This window comes from Dactylosporangium sp. NPDC000555 (assembly GCF_040300025.1).
In the GTDB taxonomy this organism is placed as follows: Bacteria; Actinomycetota; Actinomycetes; order Mycobacteriales; family Micromonosporaceae; genus Dactylosporangium.
Map to the genome: position 1 here is coordinate 42297 of NZ_JBEPDB010000024.1, position 25362 is coordinate 67658.

Sequence of the window (25362 nt, forward strand, 5' to 3'; positions counted from 1 at the left end):
TACGGTCGATCCGGTGCACGTTTCCGACCGCCGCACAACAATCATGTTCGAGGAGCCGAGGCGATGACGATCTGGCACAGTGCCGCGGCCACCGCCGCACCCTGCGAGGTGACGCCGTGACGACGACCGCTCTTCTTCCCGCCGCGCCGGTGCAGAAGCAGATGTGGGTCGTGGACCGGATGGACCCGGCCGCGGCCATCTATAACGAGGACATCGCGTTCTGGATTGACGGCGACCTGCGGGTCGAGGTGCTGCAGCGGGCGTGGTCCCTGCTGACCCGGCGCCACGACGCCCTGCGCTACACCTTCGACGTTCACGACGGCGACCTGGCCTTGCACGTCGCGCCGGAGGCGGAGGTCTCCTTCGAGGTCGTCGAGCACGCTGGCGAGCAGGAGGCGCTGGCCTGGGCGGCCGAGCTGATCCAGCAGCCGTACGACATCACCGCGCGGCCTCCGGTGCGCCGCCTACTCGCCCGCGTGGGCGGGCGGCACCTGCTGGTCATCGGGTTCCACCACGCGATCATCGACGCGGGCTCCCTGGCGCTGCTGTTCGAGGAGCTCGGCGAGGTCTACGCGGCCCTGCTGGCCGGTCGCGAGCCGGCGCTGCCGCCGGTGGAGCGGACCTACACCGACTTCATCGCCTGGACGGCGCGCGACGAGCAGCGGCGACGGGTCGACGAGCAGCTGCCGCAGCTCGTCGCGCAACTGACCGAGGGTGGCCGCCCGACCAGCGCCGAGCTGCCCACCGACCGCCCCCGGCCGCCGGTCAAGAGCACCCACGGCCGGCTGACCGAGGCGCACTTCGCGGCCGCCGCGGTGGCGCCGCTGCGCCGGTTCGCCGCCGCGCACCGGGCCACGCCGTTTCACGTCCTGCTCGCCGGCATGACGGGCCTGCTGCGCCGGTACACCGGGCTGGACGACATGGTCTTCGGCGTCGGTACCGGCGGCCGGCCGGAGGGCTTCGAGGAGGCCATCGGGCCGTTCTCGTGCTTCGTGCCGGTGCGCGCGCGGACCGGGCCGGGCACGACCTTCCTCCACCTGATCGAGCAGGCGCGGGACACGGCGTTCGGCCTTGAGGAGGCCCAGTACGTGCCGTTCAGCGAGGTCGTCAGCCGGGTCGTCGCCCGGCGGGACCCGACCCGCTCGCCCCTGGTGCAGATCGTGTTCAACGCGCCACCGCTGAGCTTCCGCGGCGACGTGCTGGACGGCTGCGTCCTGCACCCGGCCCGCCTGCCGCGCACCCGTTCCCGGGTCGACCTGCTGGTGAACCTGGAGTGGGTCGGCGACGACGTCGTCTGCAGCTCCGAGTTCGACGACGCGCTCTACGACGAGCAGACCGTCCGCACGTTCCTGGGCCAGCTCGGTGTGTTCCTCGAAGCGGCGATGCAGCGGCCCGAGGCGCCTGTCGACGAGCTGCCCATCGGGTGGCCCGTCCAGCCGCCGGGGGAACCGGCACTCACGGATCGCGGCGCTGCGCCCCCGGCCGGCGCGACGGTCGACTGCGACGGGGAATGGTGCGGGCTCGGCGATGACGGCTTCGTCTCGGCATTGTCGGGCGCGGCGGTGGTGCTCGAGCGCACCGGCCGGCCGGCGCCGGTCGGCGTCGAAGGGGACCTGCTGGTGAACGGCCGGGCGATGCCGGGCATCCGGGCGCGCCGGCTTCCCGACGGGCGGCTGCGGTGGCGGCGGCCCGAGGAGCGGCAGTCCGTCCGCGACGCCTCGGCCACCAGCGGCTCCCGCGTGGAGCGGCACCTCGTCGAGGTCTGCCGCGACCTGCTGGAGCACGACGAGGTCGCACCGGACGACGACTTCTTCCTCGCCGGCGGCCACTCCATGCTGGCGGCGCGCCTCGTCCAGCGGCTCAGCGAGGAGTTCGGCGTCGACATACCGCTGCTCATCGTCTTCGAACACCCGGTCCTGGCGGAGCTCGCCGGCGAACTTGAGGCGCAGTTCCCGGTGCTGGATCAGGTGCTGGCCGAGCTGGAGCAGCTCCCCGACAGCGAGCTCGGCGCCCTCGACGCCGAGCTGCCGCCGGACGAGCCCGACGACCCCGCGACGGTCACCGTCCTGTCCGGCCACGAGCAGCCGTTCTGGCTGATGGAGCAGTTCGCGCCGGGCAGCTCGGTGAACACGATGACCCTCCGCGTGCGCGGCGCCGGTCCGCTCGACCTGGTCGCGCTGGAGGAGGCGCTGAACCGGGTCGTGGCGCGGCACGAGATCCTGCGTACCACGTACGGCGCCGACGAGGCGCTGAACGCCTGCCGGCGGGTGCACGACGACGTGCGGCTGCGCCTCGCCGTGCACCGCACCGACGCCGAGGGCGCCCGGCGGCTCACGGAACGGGAGGCGACCACCGGGTTCGACATCGGCCGGCCCCCGCTGCTGCGATGTGTCGTGGTGTTCATCGGCGACGAGCGCTTCGAGCTGCTCCTGTCGTTCCACCACCTGGTGATGGACTACTGGGGCGTCACCCGCGTGATGCTGCCGGAGCTCAGCGCGTACTACCGGGAGCAGGTCGCCGGGGTGCCGGCCCGGCTCGACCCGGCCGAGGGGTATCGCGGCGCGATCCTGCGCGACCAGCGCCGGCGGAGGTCGCCGGCCGGGCGCGCCGAGCTGGAGTACTGGCGCGAGCAGCTGCGCGGCATGCGCGCGGTGGAGTTGCGGGCAGACCGCGATCCCGGCGACGCCGTGGACTTCCGCGGCGCGGTCGCGACGGCCGAGGCCGACGCGGCACTGGTACGGGCGCTCGAGGCATACGTGAGCCGGCAGCGGACGACCCCGTTCGTGGTCATCGCGGCCGCCGTGGCGGCGACCGCCCGGCGGTGGGCCGGCAGCGACGACGTGACGTTCATGTCGCCGGCGGAGAACCGGCGCGACGAGGCGGACACGAGGGTGATGGGCACCTTCGTCAACCTCGTGTCGCTGCGGTTCCGCTTCACACCGGACCTCACGTGGGACGGGCTCGTGGCCCAGAGCCGGCAGGTCACCCTGGACGCGTACGCGCACCAGTCGGTGCCGGTCAGCGACGCCCTGGCCAGCATCGGCCAGCAGCATGTCATCGCCAGCGGCCAGGGGCGGTACCTGGTGCTGAACGTCTTCTCCGACCGCACGGGCCTGCAGCTGGAGGGCTGCCGGGTCGACGGCGGCGAGATCGTGCCGCACGACTCGGCCAGCACCGATCTGGAGCTGTCGGTACTGCACACCGCCGACCGGCTGGAACTGACGCTCAAGTACCGCTCCGGCCGGTGGCAGCCCGACACCGCCCGGCGGATCGTCGACGACGTCCTGGACGCGCTGCGCCGTCTCGTCGGCGACGGCACCGCCCGGTTGGACGAACAGCCCTGCCTGGAAGGGGGACCGTTGTGCGCACAGTAGTTCCACCGCAGTTCTCCGGCGAGGACCTTCAGCAGCTTCTCGTCGTCTCCCTGGCCGCCGGCGGCGGCGCGGGTGACCGGCCGCGGCCGGCGCCGGACGCCGCCCAGGGCGCGCCGGTCGAGCCGCTTGTGGCGCCGCGGCCGGAGCCGGTCGACGCGCCGCCGTCGCCGCCCGCCGACCCGTGGGACGAGCCGTGGTAGCGGCCGACGTACCCGCCGCCTTCCGGCCGTACCTCCAGCTGCCCGCCGACATCGAGCCCTCCGGCCCGCCCGAGCCCGACTCGGGCGCGGTCCTCGTGACGGGCGCGACCGGCTTTCTCGGCAGCGCCCTCGTGAGCGAGGTGCTCGCGCGGTGGCCGGGGCGCACGGTGTACTGCATCGTGCGCCCGGGCACCGGCGGCGCCGACGAGCGGCTGCGCCGGGCGCTGATCGAGGCCGAGCTGTGGGACGAGTCGTGGCGGGACCGGCTGCGCGCGGTCGGCGGCGAGCTCTGCGAGCCCGGTGCCGGCCTCGCGCCGCCCGACGCGGCCCGGCTGCGCGACGAGGTGTCGCTGATGCTGCACAGCGGCGCCTTCGTGAACCTGGCGTTCCCCTTCGAACAGGTCCGGGCGGCGAACGTCGGCGGCACCGTGGAGATGCTGCGGATGGCCGTGACCGGCCGCCCCAAGCGGATCTGTCACATCTCCACGCTGTCGACCATCGACATCAACGCCCGCGACGGCGAGTGGCTGCCGGACCCGGCGCCGCTCGGCGCGTTCGAGGCGATGACGACCGGCTACACCAAGAGCAAGTGGATCGCCGAGCGGCTCGTCGAGGAGGCTGCGCGCCGCGGCGTCGACGTGCGGACCGTTCGCATGGGCGCGCTGGCCGGGCACTCCCGCACCGGGGTGTCCAACCCGAACGACTACGCCTGGCTGGTTGTCTGCGCCTGCCTGGAGCTGGGCGCGGTGCCGCTGATGCGGGCACCGACGAGCTGGCTGCCGGTAGACCTCATCGCCCAGGCCTGCCTGCTGCTCGCGGGGCTGCCCGGCGAGGGGTACCGCCCGTACCAGATCCTGCCGCCGGGCCAGGTCACGTACACCGACGTCTTCAGCTGGCTGCGCCGGGCCGGGTACCGCCTGCCGACGATGGCGTTCCCGGCATGGCGGGAGCGGCTGCGCCAGTACGCCGACCGGGGCTCCCGGGCGGTGCAGGCGATCGCGTCGGTCATCCCCCAGGGCGGCCTGCCCGGCGAGGCCCAGGTCAACCTGCACTCCCCCGAGACCGCGGAGATCCTCGCCCAGCACGGCATGACCCCGCCCCGGCTGACCGAGCCGATGTTCCAGACGTTCCTGCGCACCGGCTATCGGCGCAACGAGCTTCCCGCCCCGACGACGGAAGGATTCCGGTGAGTGCTTCAGCCTCCGACTACGACCACGTCGCGCCGTACTACGACGACCTGACCTCCGCGCTGCCCGACACCGCGCAGGCGGTGGACTTCCTCGCCGAGCACGCCGGCGCCGGACGCATCCTCGAGCTCGGCGTCGGCACCGGCCGGATCGCCTGCCCGCTGTCGCTGCGGGGCTTCGACGTGACCGGCCTGGACAACTCTCCCGGGATGCTGACCCGGCTGCGCTCGCGCAGCGACGGCGCGAAGGTGAACGTGGTGCTCGGCAGCTTCACCGAGATGCCGGTGGAGGGCCAGTTCGATCTTATGTACGCGGTGTTCAACTCGCTGTTCTGCGTGGTCACCCAGGACGAGCAGCTCCGGGCGGTACAGCTGGCGGCACAGCACCTGGCGGAGGACGGCACGCTCGTCATCGAGACGGACCTGCCCGACCTCGCCCGCTCCGACAGCGCCGGCCGCACGCTCAACACCGGCGGGGTCGAGCGGAACCGGGTCTTCATCGAGGCGGCCATGCACGACGCCTCGACGCAGCGCATCCGCACCCAGACCATCATCGTCTCGGAGCAGGGCATCCAGATGTTCCCGGTGATGCTGCGCTACTTCTGGCCCAGCGAACTGGACCTGATGGCCAAGCTGGCCGGACTGCGCCTGGTCCGGCGGTACAGCGGCTGGGACAAGACCCCCTTCACCCGCGACAGCAGCCGGCAGATCAGCGTGTTCCAGCGCGAGGTACAGCGGTCCTGACGAACGCGCGACGACCCGGCAACAACGAAGGACGGCCAGCCGATCGATCGGCTGGCCGTCCTGACGTCGGCGCGGTCCGGTCACAGGTCCCCCAGCAGCCGCTCGAGCGCCGCTTCGTCGAGCAGGTCGGGCCGGTACTGCACCATCAGCGGCAGCTCGCCGCTCGGCTCGTCGACGAACTCGAGTGAGGCGACCACGCCGGTTCGCGCCGGCGACGGCCCGTCGGGCCACGCCGGTCGCAGCGGCACGAGCGTCGTGCGCCGGTCGGCGCAGGTGATCGGCGCCTGCGGCGGCCGCGCGGCGACCACCACGTCCGGCACGGAGCGCAGCCGCTCACCACCGTGCGGCTGCAGGGCCAGCATCTCGGCCGGGACGGCGTGCGACAGCGCCCACGCGACGTCGTCGCGGACATTGTCGGGCCCGGTGCCGGTGAAGGGCACCAGCAGCGTCGAGGCGAGCGGCCCGACGAGGTGCTGCGTGCCGTCACCGCGACCGCCGAGCACGAGGGCACCCACCTGGGCGCCGGTCGCGGCGTGCAGCCGGTCCAGCAGCAGCGCGGCGAGGTCGATGTCGTGCTGCTCGGCCGTCTTGCGCAGCCGCGCGTACTGCTCCTCGGAGAGGGTGATCCGCCGGGTGGCCGTGCTGTGGTCGGAGCCGGTGCGCCGGGTGGCCGCCCGCGGCAGCCGGGCGCGCCACTGGCCGACCAGCTCCGCCACGGCCGCACCGCTGCCCTGGCCCCGCTGCGCCCGGGCGAGGTCGGTGAAGCTCATCCGGGCACCGTCCGCCACCGCATCGCCGGCCGCCGCCGCGTCCGCCGACGCCTGCGGGGTTGCGCCGGGCAGCGCGGTGCCGTAGACGGCGGCCAGGTCGGACAGGACGATCGCGGCGGAGGCCGCGTCGCAGATCGCGTCGTGGAACGACAGGTACAGCGCCCGCGCGGAGTCCGCCTCCTCGACCAGCAGCGCCCGGAACAGCGGTCCGGCCGCCAGATCGAACGGCCGCTCGGCCCACCGGCGCACGGTCGCGAGCGTGTCGGCCGGGCCGGTGGTCACCGCCTCCTCGAAGTCGATCTCCGTCGACGGCTCGATGATCTGCACGGAGTCGGTGCCGCGCAGCTCGAACCGGACCCGCAGCATCTCGTGCCGGTCCAGCACGGTCTGCAGCGCGGTGAGCAGCTCGCCGACGTCGACGGGGCCGAGCAGCTGGGCGGCGGCCACGAGGCCGGGTGCGGTCACACCGGGCACGACCTGCTCGGCGACGCACAACGCCGCCTGGGCGAACGTGACCGGGGCGGAGCGGGTGCCGGCGTCGTCGCCGGTGCCGACGAGCATCGCCTCGGCCAGGGCGACCGCCCAGGCGCGGACGGTCGGCACGGTGAACAGCTCCCAGACCGGCAGGTCGACGCCGAACTCGCCGCGGATGCGCGCGACGATCTCCATCGCCAGCAGCGAGTGCCCGCCCAGGTCGAAGAAGTCGTCATCGGCGCCGACCGACTCGACGCCGAGCACGTCGGCCCACATCTGGGCGATCGGCGCTTCGAGCTCGCCGACGGGCGCGCTGTCTGGCTGCGCCTGCTCCGCCGGGCCGGTGTTGAGCAGCGCGTCGCGGTCGGGCTTGCCGTTGACGGTCAGCGGGATCGACTCGACGATCAGGAAGCGGCTTGGCACCATGGCCGAGGGCAGCTCGTCGCGGAGCCGGGCGCGCAGCTCGGCCGTATCGGCATCGCCGACGAGGTAGGCCACCAGCTCCGTGTTGCCCGAGTGGTCCGGCGCGGCGGTGGCCACGCACTGCCGGACGCCCGGCTGACGCAGCAGCGCCGCCTCGACCTCGCCGAGCTCGACCCGGTGACTGCGGATCTTCACCTGGGTGTCCTTGCGGCCGGCGAACATGGCGCCGCCCGAGGAGTCGACCCGGACCAGGTCGCCGCTGAGGTAGCAGCGGGTGCCCGGCACGTCGGCGTACGGGTCGGGCCGGAACCGCTCGGCGGTCAGCCGGGCACGGTTGTGGTAGCCGGCCGCCACCATGTCCCCGCCGATGGCCAGCTCGGCGCGCACGTTCAACGGCACGATGTCGAGCTGCTCGTCGACCGGGTAGTACGTCGTGCCGGCCGACGGCTTGCCCAGCGGCAGATAGCCCGGGTCCTCGACGCGATGGAACGAGCACAACACCGTCGTCTCGGTGGGCCCGTAGCCCTGGTACACCCGCGAACACCGCTGCAGCAGCGTGGCGGCCAGCTCACGGCCGAGCGCCTCGCCGCCGGTGATGGCCCGGACCCGGCGGCGCCTGTCGGTGCCCAGGCCGGCCAGGACCAGCATCTGCAGCAGCGACGGGGTCGCGCAGACGGTGTCGACCTGATGCGTTTCGATGCACTCGAGCAGCACCGACGGTTCACGCTGCCGGGTGCCGCCGGGTAGCAGCACCACCGTCGCGCCGTTGGCCAGGGGCGCGAAGATGTCGCTCAGCATCATGTCGAAGGCGAGGCTGGCCACGGACAGCACCGTGTCGCCGGCCCGGATGGCGGGCTCCTCGACCCGCATGATGTGGGCGAACTGCGCCAGTTGCCGGTGCTGCACCATGACGCCCTTGGGCTGCCCGGTGGAACCGGAGGTGTAGATGACGTACGCGATGTCGTTCTCGTCCGGCGCGAGCCGCTCGCCGGTGTCGAACAGCACGGCCTCGGCGGCCAGTTCGTCGAGCAGCGCCTTGTCGGCCTCGTAGCCGAGGGTGAGCTCACGCGCCGCCGTATGGTCGGTGACGAGCAGCGCCGGCCTCGCGTCCTCGAGGGTGAGCCGCAGCCGCGCCACGGGGTGCTCCGGTTCCAGCGGTACCACGGCCCGGCCCGCCTGGAAGGCGCCGAGGACGAGCGCGACGATCTCGGGGCTGCGGCCAGCGCATAGCGCGAGCCAGCCGCCGGGCGGGATGCGCTCGCGCAGCAGGGCCGCGTAGCGCTCGGCGCGTCGGGCCAGGGTCGCGAAGGACCACGGCCGGCCGTTCCAGCGCAGCGCAACCGCGTCGGGGTGCACGGCCGCGAAGCGCGCGAACTTCGTCGGAAGGTCGACCGGCCGCGGCGAGCGTTGCTGGGCCGCCAGGTCTGGCTGAGCGAACATGTCAACGGATGTCGTCGTCATCAGAGCAACCGCCCGAATAGTCTGTCGAGGTTCACCTCGGCCTCGTCTGCCAGTCTTTGCCGGCGCCGGTGCGCCGGACAACAGTTCTTTCCCGGACCTGTGCCCGTCCCGGACCCGCGTCCTGCGGCCCGGGGATTCGCGGGCCGCAGGACGCGTCGATGCGGGCTAGCCGCCGAGCCGCACCGGCAGCTGTTGCAACTGCCGGAACAGCGGCGTCGGCATCCACCTGAGCTCCTCCCGCGGCACCGCCAGCCGGATCTCCGGGAACCTGGCCAGCAGCGCCGGCAGGGCGATCCGCGCCTCGGTCAGCGCGAGCAGCGCACCGACGCACCGGTGGATGCCGGCGCCGAACCCGAGGTGCTGGGAGTCGGTCCGCGTGACGTCGAACCGGTCGGCGTCGGCGAATCGTCGGGGGTCGCGGTTGGCCGAGGCGAGCAGGCTGGCGACCACTTCGCCCTTCGGGATCGTCGTGCCGCTGTACTCCAGGTCCTCGGTACTGATCGCTAGCGACACCCCGAGCGGCGACTCGAACCGCATCATCTCGTCCACCGCCGCCGGCCACAGCGACGGATCGGCCTCCACCTTCGCCCGCTGCTCGGGATGGCACACGAGCAGCATGGCGCTGGTGGACAGCAACGCCACCGTGGTCTCGTGACCCGCGATGAGCAGGTGGAAGATGACCCCGATCAGCTCCTCGGTGCTGAGCGAGTCGCGCTCGTCCACGGCCTGGACCAACACGGTGACCAGGTCGTCGGCCGGCTCTCTACGCTTGCGTTCGATGAGGCTCTGGCAGTACACCGCCAGGTTCCGCTGCGACTCGCGCAGCCGGTCCCGGGCGGCCTGCCCCGCTCCCGACATGACGAGGCCGTCCATCCAGCGCCGGAAGTTCGGCCGGTCGGCGACCGGGATGCCCATCAGCCGGCAGATCACCGTCAACGGCAACGCGAAGCCGAACGCGTGCACCAGGTCGACCTGCTCGCGGCCCTCCATGCCGTCGAGGATCCGCTGGACCAGATCCTCGATCCAGCCCTCCAGCTCCTTGACCCGCCGCCCGGTGAACGCGGACTGCACGAGCTTGCGCATCCGGGTGTGGTCCGGCGGGTCGACCGACAGCAGATTCTTGTTGGTCAGCAGATCGCTGCCGCCGGTGTACTCCACCACGCCCGGCGGCGCCCGCCGCAGATCCCGGCTGAGGCGGGGATCGGTCAGCGACTGCTTCACGTCGTCGTACCGGGCGAGCGTCCACATGTCGAAGCCGTGCGGTGAGGGCGCCTTCGACACCGGCTCGTGGTCACGCAGGTAGGCGTAGACCGGATAGGGATCGACGATGAAGTCGCGGGTGAACAGTGGATGCTGCTCGACGCGAGCCGTCACGATGCTCCCTTCGTGTGCGTGTAGGACGTCCGGCGGCGGTTCAGTGACCGGGCAGCGGCACTGAGCACAGCCCGAACCGCGGTGCCCGGCCGGTCGACAGGAATGCCTGCACGGTCGAGTCGGCGCACGGTGTGCGGCCCAGCTGCAGGTGGCCGCTGGCGTTGAGCACCACCGCGTCGGCCTGCAGGCGCGCGGCCACCTGCAGCGCGCCCTGGGACGGCGCGAGGGGGTCGTCGGTCGCGGACAGCACGAGCACCGGCCGCCGGCCGGGGTTGAGCCACGGTTCGCTGGTCCGCTCCGCCGCGGTGACCGGCCACGCCTCGCACTTCATCTCGGCGTAGCCGTACCGGCCGCCCAGGTACCGGGTGGCCCGCAGCGACGCATCGAGCTGCCGGTCGTAGGGCTCCGGCGTTCTCGGCAGCGCCCGGTCCAGGCAGGCCTGCGAGTAGTACTCGGCGAACCCGCGGTCATCGCCGGTGGGCAGCTGCACCGTCGGCAGCGGCTGCGCCTGCATCGCGGCCAGCGCCTGGCTCAGGTCCGGCCAGCCCTGCGGGAACAGCATCGCCCCGCTGATGTAGTCGATCAGCGAGCCATCGGTGACGATGTCCCACCGGCCGGGGTGGTCGATGCGGTTCTGCCGGGTCTTGGCCAGCAGCTGCTCGAACGCGCCGCGCGGGTCTCCCCCGCCGAACGCGCACAGCGCCGGCGTGTCCTTGCACCAGCGGAAGAAGGTGTCCAGCGTGTGTTCCGTGGCGCGCATCTGGTCGATGTCGAAGGCGAACGGGTCGTTGATGTAGCGCTCGGGGTCGAACGGCGAGTCCAGCACCATCGCGGTCACCCGGTCCGGGAACATCTTCAGGTAGTTCTGGCCCAGGATCGAACCGCCGGACAGGCCGATGAAGCGCACGCCGGGCTCGCCGAGCGCGATGCGGACCCGGTCCAGGTCACGAGCCGACGTGGTGCTGCTCAGGTACGGCAGCAGCGCGGCGCTGCGCTCACGGCAGTACGCCGTGAGCCCGTGGGCCTCGCGGACCCGCTGGTCCCGGTCGGCCCGGGTCTGCGCGGCCGACAGCGGTGCCTCGACCTGCCGGTTCTCCTCGTAGGTGGTGCAGCGCACCAGCGGGTCGCTGGTGCCGACGCCGCGGGTGTCGAGGCCGACGATGTCGTAGTCGCGGTTGAGCCCGCTCAGCACGGACCGGAACGCGCGCACGAACGTGGTGCCGCCGCCGTTCTGAGTGCCGGCATTGACGATGATCGAGCCCTTCGCGGCCCCGCCGGTGGCCGGCAGCCGGGACAGTCCGATGTGGATGGTGGCCGCCGACGGGTCGGCGTAGTTGAGCGGAACCGTCACCGAGGCGCACTGGAACCCGTCGCCGCAGTCGGTCCACGAAGGACCCCCGGCCGGTGGCGCGGCCGCCGCCGGACCGGCGCTGACGGTGAACGCCGCGACGGCGGCTGCCATCACCGAGCGCCCCCAGGCACGGTACACAGGATGTGACGCCATATCTCCCTCCTCCCTCCGGCCGGCGGGCGGCCGGTCCGGAGGCACGGATGAACACATTGCTCTCAGCAGGAGGCTAGCCATCCTGGCGGCCGAAGCCGCCGAAGAAACAGAGTTCGAACAGATCCCTGCTTCCGCCGCGCGGCGCGTCGGCACACTGGCATCGACCGGAGAGGAGTGCGTCGTGCGTGAACCAGAGGGAACCGTGGCCACCAAGCCGGCTGAGTGGCGCGAGCGGACGGCGGGGGCGGTCGAGGATGGCGCGCGGCCACCACAGGCACCGACGCGGCCGGCATCCGGTGCCGGCGCGTCGCTCGGCCGCGAGGTCGACCGCATCGACTGGCGCTCGACCCTGTACTTCTGGCTGGAGAACACGCTGTACGTCAACAGCCAGGGCATGTATGCCGGACAGTACGAGCTGTCGTCGGGCACGAACCAGCTCACCCCGCCGCGGATGTTCATCGACGCGCTGCGCGAGTTCCGGCCCACCAACTACTGGGAGATCAACACGTACACGGGGCCGCTCGGCGACACGTCGCTGCGCGACGCGGTCGTCAACTACGAGAACGCGGTCAACGGCTGGCGGATCGGCCGCGACAACGTCGCCGTGACGAGCGGCGCGCATGAGGGCATCCACATCGCGCTGGCCGCGCTGCGCCGGCAGGGTCGCCGCCGCGCCCTCGTGCTGGGTCCGCAGGTGCCGCTGATATTCCAGGCGTTGCTGCAGGAGAAGTTCAGCTTCCGCGAACTGTGGTCGGCCGATCCGTACGCGCTCGTGCCCTCCGCCAGTGAGGTGCTCGCCGCGCTGGAGCGCCACCGCTTCGACGTCGTGCTGCTGACCTCGCCGAACAACCCCACCGGGGTGCTGTACCGGCCCGAGGAGCTCGAGGCGATCGGCGTCGCGACGCTCGAGACCGGCGGCGTGCTCGTCGTCGACAAGATCCTCTCCGATAGCACCGTGCCGGGCAGCCCGATGCCCGCCGCGACGTGCCAGGCGATGGGCGACTGGATCACGTCGGGGCGCTGCGCGGTGGTGGACAGCCTGTCGAAACGCCGGGCGGTGAGCGGTCTGCGCAGCGGCTACCTCGTCGCACCGGCCGACATCGTCGCCGCGCATTCGATGTTGACGCTCGGCGGCTGCCCGCCGCTGCTGCTGACCAGCGCCGCGTCGGCCGACCTCAACTGCTCGGCGCGGCTGCACGCCAACGGCGCGCCGGTCACGGGCACCGACCGCGCCCACGCCGAGGACCTGCGGCGGATGCGGGCGACCGTGGCATCCAACTTCCGCCTCGCCCGCGAGATTCTGCAGGACTACTGGGTGTGGGACTCCAAGCAGCCCGGCTGCATGAACTGCGTGGTCGGGCTGCGGGTCGGCCCGACCGTGCCGGACGACCGGCAGAAGTGCGAGCGCCTGTTCACGCAGCGAGTCAGCTGCCACCCGCTGAGCACCTTCGTGGCCGACGCCGGACTGCTGCGCCGGCCGCACTCCGAGGGCGTGCTCGAGGCGAGACTCACGGTCGCGATGGAGCCCGCCCGGTTCGAGGAGACCATGCTGCGCACCCGCTGCGCCCTGCGCGCACTGGGTGCCTGACGACGGCGCCGCGCCTGACCATGACGCTGGGGTACGCGACGCGCGTACCCCAGCGTGGTTGTCGGGCGTATCGGCGGTTCGGAACGGATGTCAGGACCGGGCAGCGAACTGCCGCGGCCGCCCGGTCGCCGGGTGGCCGTTGTTTCGCGCGAACGGGCAGGCCGGCTCCTCGCGGCTCGCCTGACCGGCGTGCGGCTCGGCCATCGCCTCGCGCTGGATCGTCGAGACGGCGTCCCACAGGCGGCCGAAGGGCATGCTGAGCCGGCCGGCCAGCCAGGCCGTCCCGGACGTGCCGCCGGTGCCGGAGCGCTGGTGGCCGATCATCTTCGCGGTCAGCTCGATGTGCATCACCCGCCACTTCCAGGACTTCCGCGACACGTCGAGCATGACCAGCACGATGCGGGCGAGGTCTGAGTGGGGGGCCGCGGTCGGCGTCAGCAGCTCCTCCACCGTCACGCCCTCGCGGTCGCACGCCTCCAGCAGCGCCTCCAGCAGCGGGGCGTCCCCGCTGCCGCGCAGGCCGAGGCGGCGGTCCAGGGCGGCGAACTGACCCGACTGCGCGCCGCTGGCGTTGCCGAGATCACCGCGGAACGTGGCGAACCGGCCGGGCGGCATGGACGCCAGCGCCTCGAGGTTCGTCGCCATCACGTCCAGCACGACCGCCGACCGTTCCAGGCACTCGACGGCGTCGGCGTAGCGGCCGTCGGCAAGCGCCGCGCTCGCCTCGTCCAGGTCGATCAGGATCTGCGACAGCCACAGCTCGGTGCTCTGGTGCGTCACGATGAAGAAGTGCTCGCAGGAGTGGTTCAGCGGCCGGTCCGCGCGCGAACGCGCATGCTGCAGCTGCAGAAGCTCCGGCACCCGGATGTACCCCGCGTAGGTGAGCCCCGTCATGACAGCCGCTCCGGCGTCCGGTCCGCACCCCACTCGTGGCACGCCTGCACGATCGCGTCGACGCCGGCGGCCAGCTGCGCCCGGTCCCCGGCCATCGAGATGCGGATGACGTGCTCGGTGCTCGGGTCACCGGGCAGCGCGAAGGCGGCCGCCGGAGCCACCGCCACGCCGCGCTCGGCGAGCAGGCGGGCCGCGAAGGCCTCGGCGGCGAGCCCGGACGAGGCGATGTTCAGCAGCGCGTACCAGCCGCCGGCGGGCGGGGCGTCGATGATGCCGGCGGCCACGAGGCCCGGCATGACCTCGTCGCGGGAGCGGCGCACCATGGCGACGTTGGCCCGGACGGCGTCCTGGGCGTCGAGCGCGGCGAGCGCGCCGATCTGCGACGGCGTCGGCGGCGCGATGATCGCACCCTCCTGGACCTTGCGCAGCAGGCCGGCGTACATGTCGTTGGGGGCGACCACGTAGCCGACCCGGCAGCCGGTCATCGCGTAGCTCTTGGAGAACGTGAACGCCGAGAACACCCGCCGGTCGTACGGATCGACGTCCGCCTCGAACGCGGCGAGGGAAACGTGCGGGGCGTCGTATGCGAAGTCCTCGTACGCCTCGTCGGCGACGACGAGCCAGTCGCGCTCGCGGGCCAGTGCGAGCAGGTCCCGCAGGGTCTCGGCGTCGGCGATGGCACCGGTCGGGTTCGCCGGGCTGTTCACTACGATCACCCGCGTGTCCGGGGTCGCCGCCCGGGCGATCGCGGCCACGTCGAGGCGGTAGCCGGGGCCGAGCGGGTAGCCGGTCACTCGATAGCCGTTGAGCATGCCCTGCTGGCGGTAGATCGGCCAGTGCACCTGCGGAATCAGCCAGCCGGCCCCGGGGGTGTGTACGGCCGCGCCGATCGCCATGAGCCCCTGGCAGGAGCCGGGCGTGACGAAGACCCGGTCCACGTCCGCGTCGATCCGCTGTCCGGCGAGCTTGGCGACCAGGGCCTCGCGCAGCTGCGGCATGCCTTCGGCGCTGGTGTAGGAGCACGATCCGGCGCGCAGCGCGCGGCTCATGGCCTCGACCGCGGCCGGCGGTATGTCGTATGCCGGCTCGCCGATGTGCAGGGCGATCGGCTCCCGGTGGTGCAGCGACGCCCAGCGCTGCGCGGCCCGGAACACCGCGTGCAGGCTGGACTCGGGAACCTGTTCGACCGGATACCTGGGCGGTTGTACGGCAAGCGTGGTCATCGACAGTCCTTCTCCTCACTCATGGTCACCTCCAGCAGTGGGTCACACGCTCCGTCCACCGTCGACGGCGATCAGCGCGCCAGTCACCCAGCCGGACATGTCGCGGTCGAGCAGCGTTTGTACCCATCGGGCCACCTCATCGGGGCGGCCGAATCGGGCCATGGGCGTGCTGTCCAGCAGCCCGTCGCGCAGGGCTCGGGTCTGCGCCGGGGCGAGCCCTAGGTCGTCGTACATGGGGGTGTCGACCGGTCCGGGCACGATCGCGTTGACCCGCACCCGCGGTGCCAGCTCCCGCGCGAGCGATCGGGTGAGGCTGTTGATCGCCGCCTTGGTCGCCCCGTAGAAGGACCGTCCCGGCATCGCGAGCACGCCACCGACCGACGTGACGTTGACGACGCTGCCGCGCCCCTCGACGAGCGCCGGCAGGAGGGCCTGGATCAACGCCGCCGGGGCACGCAGGTTGACGGCCAGCATGCGGTCGAGGTCGTCCAGGCGGGCCGACTCCAGCGGCGCGAAGCGGGCGAGCCCGGCACAGTTCACCAGGCCGTCCAGGCGCCCGAACCGCTCGGCGACCAACGTGCGCAGGCGTTCGGGCGCCGCCGGATCGGTGATGTCCATCGGCACCGGCACGACCGCGCCGTCGGCCGGTGCCGCCGCCGCGAGCGTGTCCAGTAACGCCGCGCGCCGGCCGACGGCGACCACGGTGTCGCCGGAGCTCAGCAGCCGCTCGGCCACCGCCCGTCCGATGCCGGACCCGGCTCCGGTGACCGCCACGATCCCGGCCGGACCGGCCTTCTCGCCTTCGCGCCCCACCCGACCAACGTGGGGCGAGCGGCGGTCGGCGCGCACGCTATCTGTCGCAGATGCTTCCCTCGTGCGGGTGTGGCCCGCCGAATTCTTCGACGAATCCTTCGGGTGCGTTGCCGTCCACCGCGCGGCGAAGCACATTGACCCGCAGACCCGTTCACGGATGGAGGCGAACGTGGAGATCGAGACCCTCGTGCACCGTCGCTTCGAGCAGTGGGCCCGCCGCCAGCCGGACGCGCCCGCCGTGGTCGACGGTGCCACCACGCTGACCTATGCCCAGCTCGACGCGCTGGCGTCGACGCTGGCGGCGCGGCTGGCCGACGACGGCGTCGGGATCGAGGATCCGGTCGCCGTGCAGATGCCCCGCGGTTACCGGGTGATCGTCTCCTTCCTGGCCGTCCTCAAGGCCGGCGGCTGCTACATCCCGGTCGATCCGGAGTACCCGTCGGCTCGCCAGTCCTTCATGAAGGAGGACTGCGGCGCGGTGCTGACGCTGACCGAGCTCGATGTGGACGCGGCCGCGGCGGCACCGCTGCGCGCCGCGCCGCGGCGCGACCTGATCGGCGCGGACCTCGCCTACATCGTCTACACGTCCGGCTCGACCGGGCGGCCCAAGGGCGTCATGGTGGAGCACCGCAACGTCTGCGCGCTGATGGACGAACCTCGGCTCGGCGTCGGCCCCGGCGAACGGGTTGCGCAAACGGTTTCGATATCGTTCGATGTCGCGGCGTTCGAGATCTGGGGCGCGCTGTGCCACGGCGGCTGCCTGGTGATCATGTCGAGCGGCCGGTCGGTGAAGGAGCTGGCCGCCGAGATCCGCGCGGTGCGCCCCGACTGGATGTTCCTGACCGCCGGCGTGTTCCACCTCATGGTGGAGCACGACCCAGCCGCGCTGTCGGCGGTCGGTGTCCTGCAGGCCGGCGGGGACGTGCTCGGCCCGGACCAGTTCTGCCGCGCGGCCACGCAGCCGCGCCGGGGCCTGTTCAACGCCTACGGGCCGTCGGAGACGACGGTGTACTCCGGCATCTACCAGGCGGTGCCGGGCCAGCGGCTGGAGTCGGTGCCGATCGGGACGCCGCCACGCGGCGAGCGCATGGTCATCGCCGACGACGGGCAGGACGACGGCGTCGGCGAGATCCTCATCGGCGGCGCCGGGGTGTCGCGGGGGTATTACCGCCGCCCGCGCCTCACCGCCGAACGGTTCGTGCCGGACCCGGACGCGACGACGCCGGGCGGGCGCCGATACCGCACCGGCGACCTGGGCAGCGTGGCGGCGGACGGGGCGTTCCTCATCCACGGCCGGGTGGACCGGCAGGTCAAGATCCGGGGGTTCCGAATCGAGCTGCCCGAGATCGAGAACATGCTCGTCGCCCACCCGGACGTGGGCCAGGCCGCCGTCAAGGTCTTCGACGTCGGCACGGAGAAGCGGCTCGGCGCGTTCGTCGCGCCCGCGAGCGACTCCCCCGTGTCGGCACCGCACCTGATGCGATGGCTGCGCGAGCGGCTGCCCACCTACATGCTGCCGTCGTACGTCCGCGTGCTCGACGACATCCCGCTGGACCCGAACGGCAAGGTCGATCGCGCCGCGCTGCCCTATCCGTGGGCGAGCCGGGCCGACCTCGACGGGCTCGACGGCTATGAGGAGCCGATCTCCCCGCTGGAGAAGCAGCTGAGCCTCGTGTGGGCGGACAACCTGCAGATCGACCAGGTCGGCCGGCACGACAACTACTTCCTGCTCGGCGGCGACTCGCTCCGGGTGATCTCGCTGCTGGCGGACCTGGGCGAGGTGGGCATCGAGGTGACGGCCGAGGAGTTCCTGGGCCACCAGACCGTGGCGGACCTCGCCGAGCTGGTGGAGCGGCGGCAGGCCGCAGCGGCGGAGGGCGGCCGGCCGTGACGGCGCACCGCACGATGGGCGGTCGCCCGCCGGCGGCCCGCGGACGGGCGGCGGGACGCTGGGTGACCCGGTCGCTGCCGAGGCCGGACGCCGCGTTCCGGTTGTTCTGCATCCCCTCCGCCGGCGCCGGCGCGACCGCGTTCCGCGGTTGGCCGGCGCTGCTGTCGGAGCGGGTCGACGTGGAGGTGCTGCCGATCTGCCCGCCCGGGCGCGAGCATCGCATCGCCGAGGCGCCGCAGATCGACCTGGACCGGCTGGCCGACGGCGTCGAGGAGTGGCTGGACCGGCCCTACGGGCTGTACGGGCACAGCGTCGGTGCCCGCCTGGCGTTCGAGCTGGCCCGCGAGCTGCGCCGCCGGGGGCGGCGCCACCCCGCGCTGCTGGCGGTGTCCGGTTGCCCGGCGCCGCAGCTGCCCGTGCCCACGCCCGAGGACTCCGGCCTCGACGACGCCGCGTTCCTGCGCCGGGTGATCGCGCTGGGTGCCCTGCCCGAGGTCGTGCTGAACGACCCAGAACTGCGGGAGCTGGTCCTGCCTCCGCTGCGCGCCGACTTCAGGTACGTCGACACCTACCGCTACCGGCCGGAGCCGCCGCTGGACCTGTACCTGCACGCGCTCGGCGGCGACCGCGACCCCGAGGCGTCGGCGGAGGCAATCCGGGCCTGGCGGGCGCAGACCGTCGGGCCGTTCCGCTGCTCGATGCTGCCCGGCGGGCACTTCTTCATCCACAGCGAGGTGTCGCGGGTCGTTGCCGAGCTCGCCACGTCCATCGCCGGATGCCTGGGGCACCGATGACGTCGCTGTGCCTGTGGGCGGGCACCCTGGCCGGCCACGACCTGTGGACCCGCATCCGCGCGGCGGGGCGTGCCGGCTTTGCCGGGCTGTCCGTCGCGCCGGCCGAGCTGGACGCCGTGCTCGTCGTCGGCGACGAGCCGCGGCTGCGGGCGGAGCTGACCCGCTGCGGCGTGGCGCTGGCATGCCTGGACCCGGTGGCGTCCTGGCTGCCCGATCCGGTTGCGGCGCATCCCGCGCATCGCGTCCACGCGGCGATGTCGGCGGCCCGCTGCCTGGAGCTGGGCGAGCGCTTCGGCATCACCCTGCTCAACGCCATCGACGTCACGTGGCGTGCCCTGCCGCACGCGGCTGGTGCGCATCTCGCGGACTTCGCCGCCCGGGCCCGCCGGCGGGGCATCACCGTGGCGGTCGAGGCGCAGGTGTCCTCCGGCATCCCGAACCTCGCCGCGGCGTATGAGCTGTGCCTGGCGGCCGGCCCGGACGTGCGCCTGACGATCGACACCTGGCACTTCTTCCGCGACCCACGCAACCGGATCGCCGATGTGCCGCCGGAGGCGGTGGGCGCGCTCCAGCTGGCCGACGGACCGGCAACGCCCGGCGCCGACCCGGTCGTGGAGAGCACGACCGGGCGGCTGATGCCCGGCGAGGGAAGCTTCGCGCTGCGCCGGCTGCTGGCCGCGACGGCGCCGCACCCGCGCTGCCCGGTCGGGCCGGAGGTCTTCACCACGCCGGTGCCCGCGGCCCGGGCCGCAGAGGTGGCGCTGCGGGCGCGCGACGCGACCGAGCGCACGCTGTCCGGCGCGGCGGTGGCTGGTCAGTCCCAGACGACCTTGGGCTGATCGTCGCGGTTGGCCTCGGCGACGAGGGCGGCGTTCTTCTCCGCCTTGCTGCGCTGCGCCGGCTTCAGGTCGGTGAACGTGGTGATATTCAGCTTGTGCTCGCTGCCGCGATACCGCCAGAATCCGGCGACCTCGCCGTCGACCAGCAGCGCCCCCGGCCCGGACAGCGCCTTCCAGATCTGCTGCCGCTGCCGGCTGTCGGGCACCAGCAGGCTCCGATCGACCTGCCGCAGATACGGGTCGTTCGCCGGCACGAGCACCACGCCCGACGCCTTCGGGGCCTTGCGCACCGCGTCGAGCAGCTCCTCGGGCAGCTCGTAGCGCTTGTTGGCGACCTGGACCTTGACGAGATCGTCGAGGCGCGACCACGTCGCGACGGTCGCCTCCGCACCGCCGAGCCACTCGCGCAGCAACGTCTTGGTCGACGGGCCGTTCACCCGCAGGTACGTCCGCACCAGTTCCAGCCGGGCGTCGCTCACCTTGTGCTGGCGATGGCGCGGCTTCGGGCACAGCGTGGTCGCCCGTCGCTCTTCGGGGCCGAGCACGACCTGCGCCTGCAGGCCCGCCGCCCGGAACGTCCCGTCGGGCACGTGGGTGGCCTTGCAGCGCTCGCACCAGCTCACCAGCGACTTGGACACCTGGTCGGCGACGGCGCGGCTCGCGTCGGCCTTGGACATCCGGCCCTTCACCACCGAGCGCAGCGCCCCGGCCACCTCGTCCACCGCCGCCACGTAGCGCGTTCCGCCCTCGTCGGAGGCGTCGGGGGCCAGCGCGTCGCGGATGAAGTCGACGTGGGTGATCCGGTGGGCGTGCGGCGCTCCGCGGACCGACCATAGGTTGACGAGGGGGCCGTCCGGGCCGATCGCCTCGACCGCCAGCGCACCGCCGATCTTGCTCGCCCGCTGCATCAACGACAGCTCGGCGCCGGCCTGACGACCGCCCTGCACGCCGAGGGCGAAAAGGTCGTCGAGGGACCTGTCACTCGACTGACCGTCCAGGCCGTGCCGTTGCCACCGGAATCCGATCCATTGCTCTCGGTCAACAGTCATCGCGGCTGCCACGCGAACCACGCTAGCAGCGGCCGAGCGGCGGCGCCGGGAAGTCCTTCGCGGCCGGGACAGGTTTTCCCGGCGGCGTCAACCGGCCGCCTGACCCGGCGCCGGCAGCAGCCCGGCGGCGAGCGCCACCACGGCTGCGGCGTGCCGCTGCAGGTAAAAGTGGTCGCCGTCGAACGTGTGCAGCTCGAACCGGCCGGTGGTGACCTCGCGCCAGCCTCGCACCGCGTCCGGCGGCGCCACCGCGTCCTGGTCGCCGGCGATCGCCACCACCGGAACGTCGAGGCTGCCGGCGGCCGCGGGCTGCCGGTACGTGGCGTCGAGCGCGAGGTCGGCCCGCACCAGCGGCGTGAAGAGCTCGCGCAGAGCGACCAGCTGCAGGATCTCCGGCTCGGTGCCGCCCAGCTCGGTCAGCGCCTGCCACATCTGAGCCTCCGACAGGAGGTGGATGTTGCTGTCGACCGCAACGTCCGGCGGCGTGTGCGCGGACACGACGAGGCCGTCGAGCGGCAGGCCGGCGTCGCGCAGCCGACGCGCCGTCTCGTACGCCACCGACGAGCCCATGCTGTGGCCGAACAGCACCGTCGGCGCCGGGTGCCGGCCGATCTCCTCGGCGAGGGCGTCGGCGATCTGCTCGACGCTGCCGGCGTACGGCTCGGCGAGCCGGTCGTGCCGGCCGGGGTACTGCACCGCCAGGACGCTGACGCCCGGCGGCCCCAGCTCCTGCCACGGCCGGAAGTAGGCGGCGTTGCCGCCGGAGTGCGGGCAGCACACGATCCGCGGCTCGCCGCTGCCCGGGTCCGTGCCGCGCAGCCACCGCTTCGGGGACGTCACGCTCCTGCTGGTCACCGTTTCAGCATGCCGCGCGCAGCGTCGCCGTTGCCCGATTCCTTGCGCACTTCAGTCGCGAAGGAACGCCGAAGGGATGGCCGGATCGCCACAGGATTCCCTGGGACAGTAGGACCGTCGGCGCCGGCGGTCGGCGCCGGCCATGGGCAGGGGGTGGTCACGATGCAGGACGTCACGACGCGGCACATTGCCGACTACGACCTGACCGCGCCGGAGACCTTCCAGCTCAACGACATGCACCGGCTATGGTCCAGCGTACGAAGCACGAGCCCGGTGTACTGGCACCCGTACAAGGACTCCGGTTTCTGGGTGGTGAGCCGCTACGACGACGTGGTGGCGGTGTACCGCGACAACGAGCACTTCACGTCGGAGCGCGGCAGCGTCCTGGACGTCCTGCTCGCGGGGCGCGATCCGGCCGGCGGGCGCATGCTGGCGGTCACTGACGGTCCCCGGCACCGCGCGATTCGCAAGGTGATGACCCGGTTCTTCACCCCACGGGCGCTCGCGGCGGTGACCCCGAGCATCCGGGAGCGGACCCGGCGGATCGTCGCGTCCGCGGTCGATCGGCAGACGGTCGACTTCGCCACCGAGGTCGCCGACCGCCTGCCGATCGAGGCGATCTGCGACCTGATGGCGATTCCCGACGCCGACCGTCCTCACCTGCTCGCCTGGAACAAGGCGGCACTGTCCTCGGACGACCCCGGCACGACGGCGCTGGACGCCCACGCGGCCCGGGCGGAGATCCTGTTCTACTTCAACGAGCTGATCACCGAGCGCCGCGAGCGGCCCGGCGACGACATCGTCAGCGCGCTGGCCACCGTGCGGGTCGACGGGCAGCCGCTGGACGACGACGCCGTGGCGCTGAACTGCTACTCGCTGATCCTGGGCGGCGACGAGTCCACCCGGATGTCGGCATGCTGCGCCGCGGTGCTGTTCGCGCGCCATCCCGGGCAGTGGCGCCGCCTGCGCGCCGGCGCGCCGGTCGAAGCCGCGGTCGAGGAGGTGCTGCGCTGGAGCACGCCGTCGATGCACTTCGCCCGCACCGCGCTGAGCGACGTGCGGATCGGCGCCGCGGCCGTGCGCAAGGGCGACGTCGTCACGCTGTGGAACATCTCGGCCAACTTCGACGAGCGGCACTTCGCCGACCCGGGCCGCTTCGACATCACCCGGCAGCCGAACGATCATGTGACCTTCGGCCAGGGTCGGCACTTCTGCCTCGGTGCGGTGATGGCCAGACTGGAGCTGCGCCTGCTGCTGGAGGCGCTGCGCGAGCAGGTCCGCGCGATCGAGCTGCCGGCGCCGCCGCGGCAGGTGTACTCCAACTTCCTGTCCGGCTACAGCAGCGTGCCGGCGAGGCTGGTCCCCGCGGGGTGAGACGCGACGGCTGCCCGGCGCCGTGCGCGCCGGGCAGCCGGTGTAGCGTCGCTCACCCGTCAGCCGGTCGGCACCGCCGACCTGGCCAGCCGCGCGACCGCCCGCGGGCTGGCGCCCAGGAACGCCTCCTTGAGCGGCAGACGGACCTCGAGCTGCCGGTTGAGCCGGCTGATCAGCCTGGTGTAGCGGATCGAGTCACCGCCGAGGTCGAAGAAGTTGTCGTCCGGTGCGAGGTTCGTCATCTGCAGCGACTCTTCGAACAGCGCGCGCACCGAGCGCTCGACCTCGTCCTCCTCCGGCGCGGCGGCCCCCGGTGCCGGCTCGGCCAGCAGCGCCGAGGGGTTCGGGGTCGGCAGCGCCGCACGATCTATCTTGCCGTGCGCGTTGGTCGGCATGTCGGGCAGCGCCGAGATGACCGCCGGCACCAGGTGCCGGGGCAGGCGCTGGGCCAGATACCGGCGCAACGGGCCGGCGTCGGTGCGGCCGGACGCGGTGGTCACCCAGGCGAGGATGGCCGTGTCCGGACCGTCGCCGATCGGCCGCACCGCGACGGCGGCGGCCAGCACGTCGGGGTGCTGGGCAAGCGTGGCCTCGATCTCCCCGAGCTCGACCCGGAACCCGCGGATCTTGACCTGGTCGTCGCGCCGGCCCGCGAACTGCAGCCGGCCGTCCGTGCGGCGGCAGCCGAGGTCGCCGGTGAGGTACGCCCGCTGCCCCCCGGTTCCGCGCGGATCCGGCCGGAAGCGTTCGGCGGTCAGCCGGGGTCGGCGATGATATCCGCGCGCCACACCAGGGCCGGCCACCAGGAACTCGCCCACGGCGCCGCTCGGGACCTCGTCCAGCGCCCCGTCGACCACGTCGACCCGGGCGCCGTCGAACGGCGTTCCGATGTGGGCCGGCACGCCGGGGACCAGCGGCGCGCTCAGGGTTGCCCCGACGGTCGTCTCGGTCGGCCCGTAGCCGTTGATCAGCCGGCGGCCCCGCGCCCACCCGTCGACGATGCCCCGCGTGCAGGTATCGCCGGTGGAGACCACCGTACGGCCGGCCAGCAGGTCGCCGCCGGCGTCCAGAGCGGCGAGCGCCACCGGGGGCAGGGTGGCGCAGGTGATGCCGCGGCGGCGCAGCGTCTCCGCCAGCGGTTCCCCGGGCAGGAGCTGCTCCGGCGCGGCCAGGTGCAGGGTGGCGCCGTGCAGCAGCGCGAGCGTGACGTCCCAGAACGCCGCGTCGAAGCTCGGCGAGGCCCACTGCAGCACCTGGTCGGACGGGCCGGTGCCGATCACCCGCCGCTGCGTCGCCGCGAGCGCGGCCAGGCCGGCGTGGGTCACCGCCACGCCTTTCGGCGTGCCCGTCGAGCCCGAGGTGTAGATCAGGTAGGCGAGGTTGTCCGGGGCCAGCGCCGCCGTCCGCTCGGCCGGGCGGATCGCCGAGTCGTCCGGCTCGTCGGCGATGACCGCCTCGATCACCACACTCGGCAGTCCGGCGTCCCAGTCCAGCGGCGCGGGGACGAGAACGAGTTTGGGGGCGGCATCGGACAGCATGAAGCTGACCCGCTCCGCCGGATAGGCCGGATCGATCGCGAGGTACCCACCGCCGGAAAGCAGTACCCCGAGGATCGCCACGAGCCAGTCGTCGGTGCTGCGGTCGGCCACCACGGCGACGACGTCCTCGGGACCGACCCCTTTCGCGATCAGCCCGCGGGCGACTCGCCGCGACCGGCCGGCCAGCTGCGCGTAGGTCAGGCGACCCCGGGTGCCGACCACCGCGACGGTGTCGGCGCGGCGCGCCACCACGTCCTCGAACAGCTGCGGGAACGTGCCCGCGAGGCGGTTGGCGGCGGCGCTCATGCCAGCTCCAGCATGTACCCGCGGCCCCACACCGTCTTGATCTCCAGCCCAAGCGGTGCGATGCGCCGGCGCAGCCGCAGGATCCGCAGATCCAGCGCGTTGCGGTGTTCGTCGGATGGCGTTCCCCAGGCGCGCTGCACCAAATCCCGGCGCAGCACCACGCGCTGGAAGTTCTCGGCCAGCGGGGCCAGGATCGCCGCCTCGGAGTCGGCCAGCGCCAGCCGCCCGGCACTGGTGTGCAGCACGTTGTCGGGTCCGATCACGGGTACGGCTTCGGCGCGCGCCCGCTGCATCAGACACGCGACGCGGGCCTCGATGTCGGGCTTGGGCATCGGCAGGCGCACCCAGTCCTCGATCGGGTCCAGTGACTGCGGGGGCGCGTACGTCGACTCCACCACCCACAGGATCGGGATGCGGTCGGCGAGCAGCTCCGAGCGCTTCTCCTCCTCGTGCGGCCATCGCAGGAACATGACATCACGAGGGGGCTGACGCTGGAGACGATTGCGGCCGAGGACGCGCTGCCCTGCGAGCCACCGGGAGCGATCAACCACGGGGGCGGCCGATCGCCGGTCGACGGTATTGGCGGTAGAACGCTGCCGAGGTGGGGCCGTTGCCACCAGAGTTCCTTGGTTCATGCCGTGGTCCTCCGAGCACGATTGTCTACATCGGTCGTTCTGCGCAGCATTAC

The 25362-nt window shown here is 72.9% G+C and carries 19 protein-coding genes; 9 read left to right on the plus strand and 10 right to left on the minus strand.

Annotation, left to right across the window (positions count from 1 at the left end; genetic code table 11):
- Nucleotides 1-116 precede the first annotated feature (116 nt).
- The 4 genes from ABT297_RS17190 to ABT297_RS17205 are packed head-to-tail and all read left to right on the plus strand — an operon-like array spanning nt 117 to nt 5504.
- Nucleotides 117-3374, plus strand: a complete 3258-nt coding sequence (locus ABT297_RS17190; protein ID WP_350550065.1) for a condensation domain-containing protein — start codon at nt 117-119, stop codon at nt 3372-3374.
- Nucleotides 3362-3574 carry a hypothetical protein gene (locus tag ABT297_RS17195; RefSeq protein WP_350550067.1) on the plus strand — a complete coding sequence of 71 codons (213 nt, stop codon included), beginning with the start codon at nt 3362-3364 and terminating at the stop codon, nt 3572-3574. Before ABT297_RS17190 ends, ABT297_RS17195 begins: the two co-directional genes overlap by 13 nt.
- On the plus strand, nt 3568-4764 hold the full coding sequence (locus ABT297_RS17200) for a thioester reductase domain-containing protein (protein WP_350550070.1): 1197 nt from the start codon (nt 3568-3570) through the stop codon (nt 4762-4764). Before ABT297_RS17195 ends, ABT297_RS17200 begins: the two co-directional genes overlap by 7 nt.
- Nucleotides 4761-5504 carry a class I SAM-dependent methyltransferase gene (locus tag ABT297_RS17205; RefSeq protein ID WP_350550073.1) on the plus strand — a complete coding sequence of 248 codons (744 nt, stop codon included), beginning with the start codon at nt 4761-4763 and terminating at the stop codon, nt 5502-5504. Before ABT297_RS17200 ends, ABT297_RS17205 begins: the two co-directional genes overlap by 4 nt.
- A gap of 80 nt (nt 5505-5584) precedes the next feature.
- Here the strand turns inward: ABT297_RS17205 and ABT297_RS17210 are convergent, their stop codons facing one another.
- The 3 genes from ABT297_RS17210 to ABT297_RS17220 form a co-directional block, all read right to left on the minus strand.
- A complete protein-coding gene (locus tag ABT297_RS17210) occupies nt 5585-8632 on the minus strand; it encodes a non-ribosomal peptide synthetase (protein WP_350550076.1) in 3048 nt (1015 codons plus the stop codon).
- 165 nt (nt 8633-8797) lie between these two features.
- Complete coding sequence (locus ABT297_RS17215; protein WP_350550078.1) at nt 8798-10006, minus strand: cytochrome P450 family protein; 1209 nt, start codon at nt 10004-10006, stop codon at nt 8798-8800.
- A 40-nt stretch (nt 10007-10046) separates the two neighbouring features.
- Entirely contained in the window at nt 10047-11510 is a 1464-nt protein-coding gene (locus tag ABT297_RS17220; RefSeq protein ID WP_350550080.1) for an alpha/beta fold hydrolase, read from the minus strand.
- A 181-nt stretch (nt 11511-11691) separates the two neighbouring features.
- Between ABT297_RS17220 and ABT297_RS17225 the strand changes: the two genes are divergently transcribed.
- Nucleotides 11692-13098 (plus strand): pyridoxal phosphate-dependent aminotransferase, encoded by a 1407-nt coding sequence (locus ABT297_RS17225; RefSeq protein WP_350550083.1) that lies wholly within the window; start codon nt 11692-11694, stop codon nt 13096-13098.
- A gap of 90 nt (nt 13099-13188) precedes the next feature.
- Here ABT297_RS17225 and ABT297_RS17230 read toward each other — a convergent pair whose 3' ends face one another.
- The 3 genes from ABT297_RS17230 to ABT297_RS17240 are packed head-to-tail and all read right to left on the minus strand — an operon-like array spanning nt 13189 to nt 16028.
- Nucleotides 13189-13992: a tryptophan 2,3-dioxygenase family protein gene (locus ABT297_RS17230; RefSeq protein WP_350550085.1), complete on the minus strand. Its 804-nt coding sequence runs from the start codon at nt 13990-13992 to the stop codon at nt 13189-13191.
- Nucleotides 13989-15215, minus strand: a complete 1227-nt coding sequence (locus ABT297_RS17235; RefSeq protein ID WP_350550087.1) for a pyridoxal phosphate-dependent aminotransferase — start codon at nt 15213-15215, stop codon at nt 13989-13991. Before ABT297_RS17235 ends, ABT297_RS17230 begins: the two co-directional genes overlap by 4 nt.
- Before the next feature lie 42 nt (nt 15216-15257).
- Complete coding sequence (locus ABT297_RS17240) at nt 15258-16028, minus strand: SDR family NAD(P)-dependent oxidoreductase (RefSeq protein ID WP_350550090.1); 771 nt, start codon at nt 16026-16028, stop codon at nt 15258-15260.
- Nucleotides 16029-16197: 169 nt separating this feature from the next.
- Here ABT297_RS17240 and ABT297_RS17245 point away from each other — a divergent pair, with 169 nt between their 5' ends.
- The 3 genes from ABT297_RS17245 to ABT297_RS17255 all read left to right on the plus strand — a co-directional run bounded on the left by ABT297_RS17245 (nt 16198) and on the right by ABT297_RS17255 (nt 19552).
- Entirely contained in the window at nt 16198-17919 is a 1722-nt protein-coding gene (locus ABT297_RS17245; protein WP_350550092.1) for a non-ribosomal peptide synthetase, read from the plus strand.
- 62 nt (nt 17920-17981) lie between these two features.
- A complete protein-coding gene (locus ABT297_RS17250; RefSeq protein ID WP_350550095.1) occupies nt 17982-18713 on the plus strand; it encodes a thioesterase II family protein in 732 nt (243 codons plus the stop codon).
- Nucleotides 18695-19552, plus strand: coding sequence for a sugar phosphate isomerase/epimerase family protein (locus tag ABT297_RS17255; RefSeq protein WP_350550097.1), 858 nt, complete (start codon nt 18695-18697; stop codon nt 19550-19552). Before ABT297_RS17250 ends, ABT297_RS17255 begins: the two co-directional genes overlap by 19 nt.
- Here ABT297_RS17255 and ABT297_RS17260 read toward each other — a convergent pair.
- Nucleotides 19528-20601, minus strand: coding sequence for a DNA glycosylase AlkZ-like family protein (locus ABT297_RS17260; protein ID WP_350550101.1), 1074 nt, complete (start codon nt 20599-20601; stop codon nt 19528-19530). The two genes, ABT297_RS17255 and ABT297_RS17260, sit on opposite strands and share 25 nt — an antisense overlap.
- A gap of 87 nt (nt 20602-20688) precedes the next feature.
- A complete protein-coding gene (locus ABT297_RS17265; protein ID WP_350550104.1) occupies nt 20689-21456 on the minus strand; it encodes a thioesterase II family protein in 768 nt (255 codons plus the stop codon).
- Nucleotides 21457-21618: 162 nt separating this feature from the next.
- Here ABT297_RS17265 and ABT297_RS17270 point away from each other — a divergent pair, with 162 nt between their 5' ends.
- On the plus strand, nt 21619-22830 hold the full coding sequence (locus ABT297_RS17270) for a cytochrome P450 (RefSeq protein ID WP_350550106.1): 1212 nt from the start codon (nt 21619-21621) through the stop codon (nt 22828-22830).
- 59 nt (nt 22831-22889) lie between these two features.
- Here ABT297_RS17270 and ABT297_RS17275 read toward each other — a convergent pair whose 3' ends face one another.
- Complete coding sequence (locus ABT297_RS17275; protein WP_350550108.1) at nt 22890-24674, minus strand: non-ribosomal peptide synthetase; 1785 nt, start codon at nt 24672-24674, stop codon at nt 22890-22892.
- Nucleotides 24671-25144 carry a winged helix-turn-helix domain-containing protein gene (locus tag ABT297_RS17280; RefSeq protein ID WP_350550111.1) on the minus strand — a complete coding sequence of 158 codons (474 nt, stop codon included), beginning with the start codon at nt 25142-25144 and terminating at the stop codon, nt 24671-24673. The genes ABT297_RS17275 and ABT297_RS17280 overlap by 4 nt, the downstream gene beginning before the upstream one ends.
- Between the last annotated feature and the right edge of the window lie 218 nt (nt 25145-25362).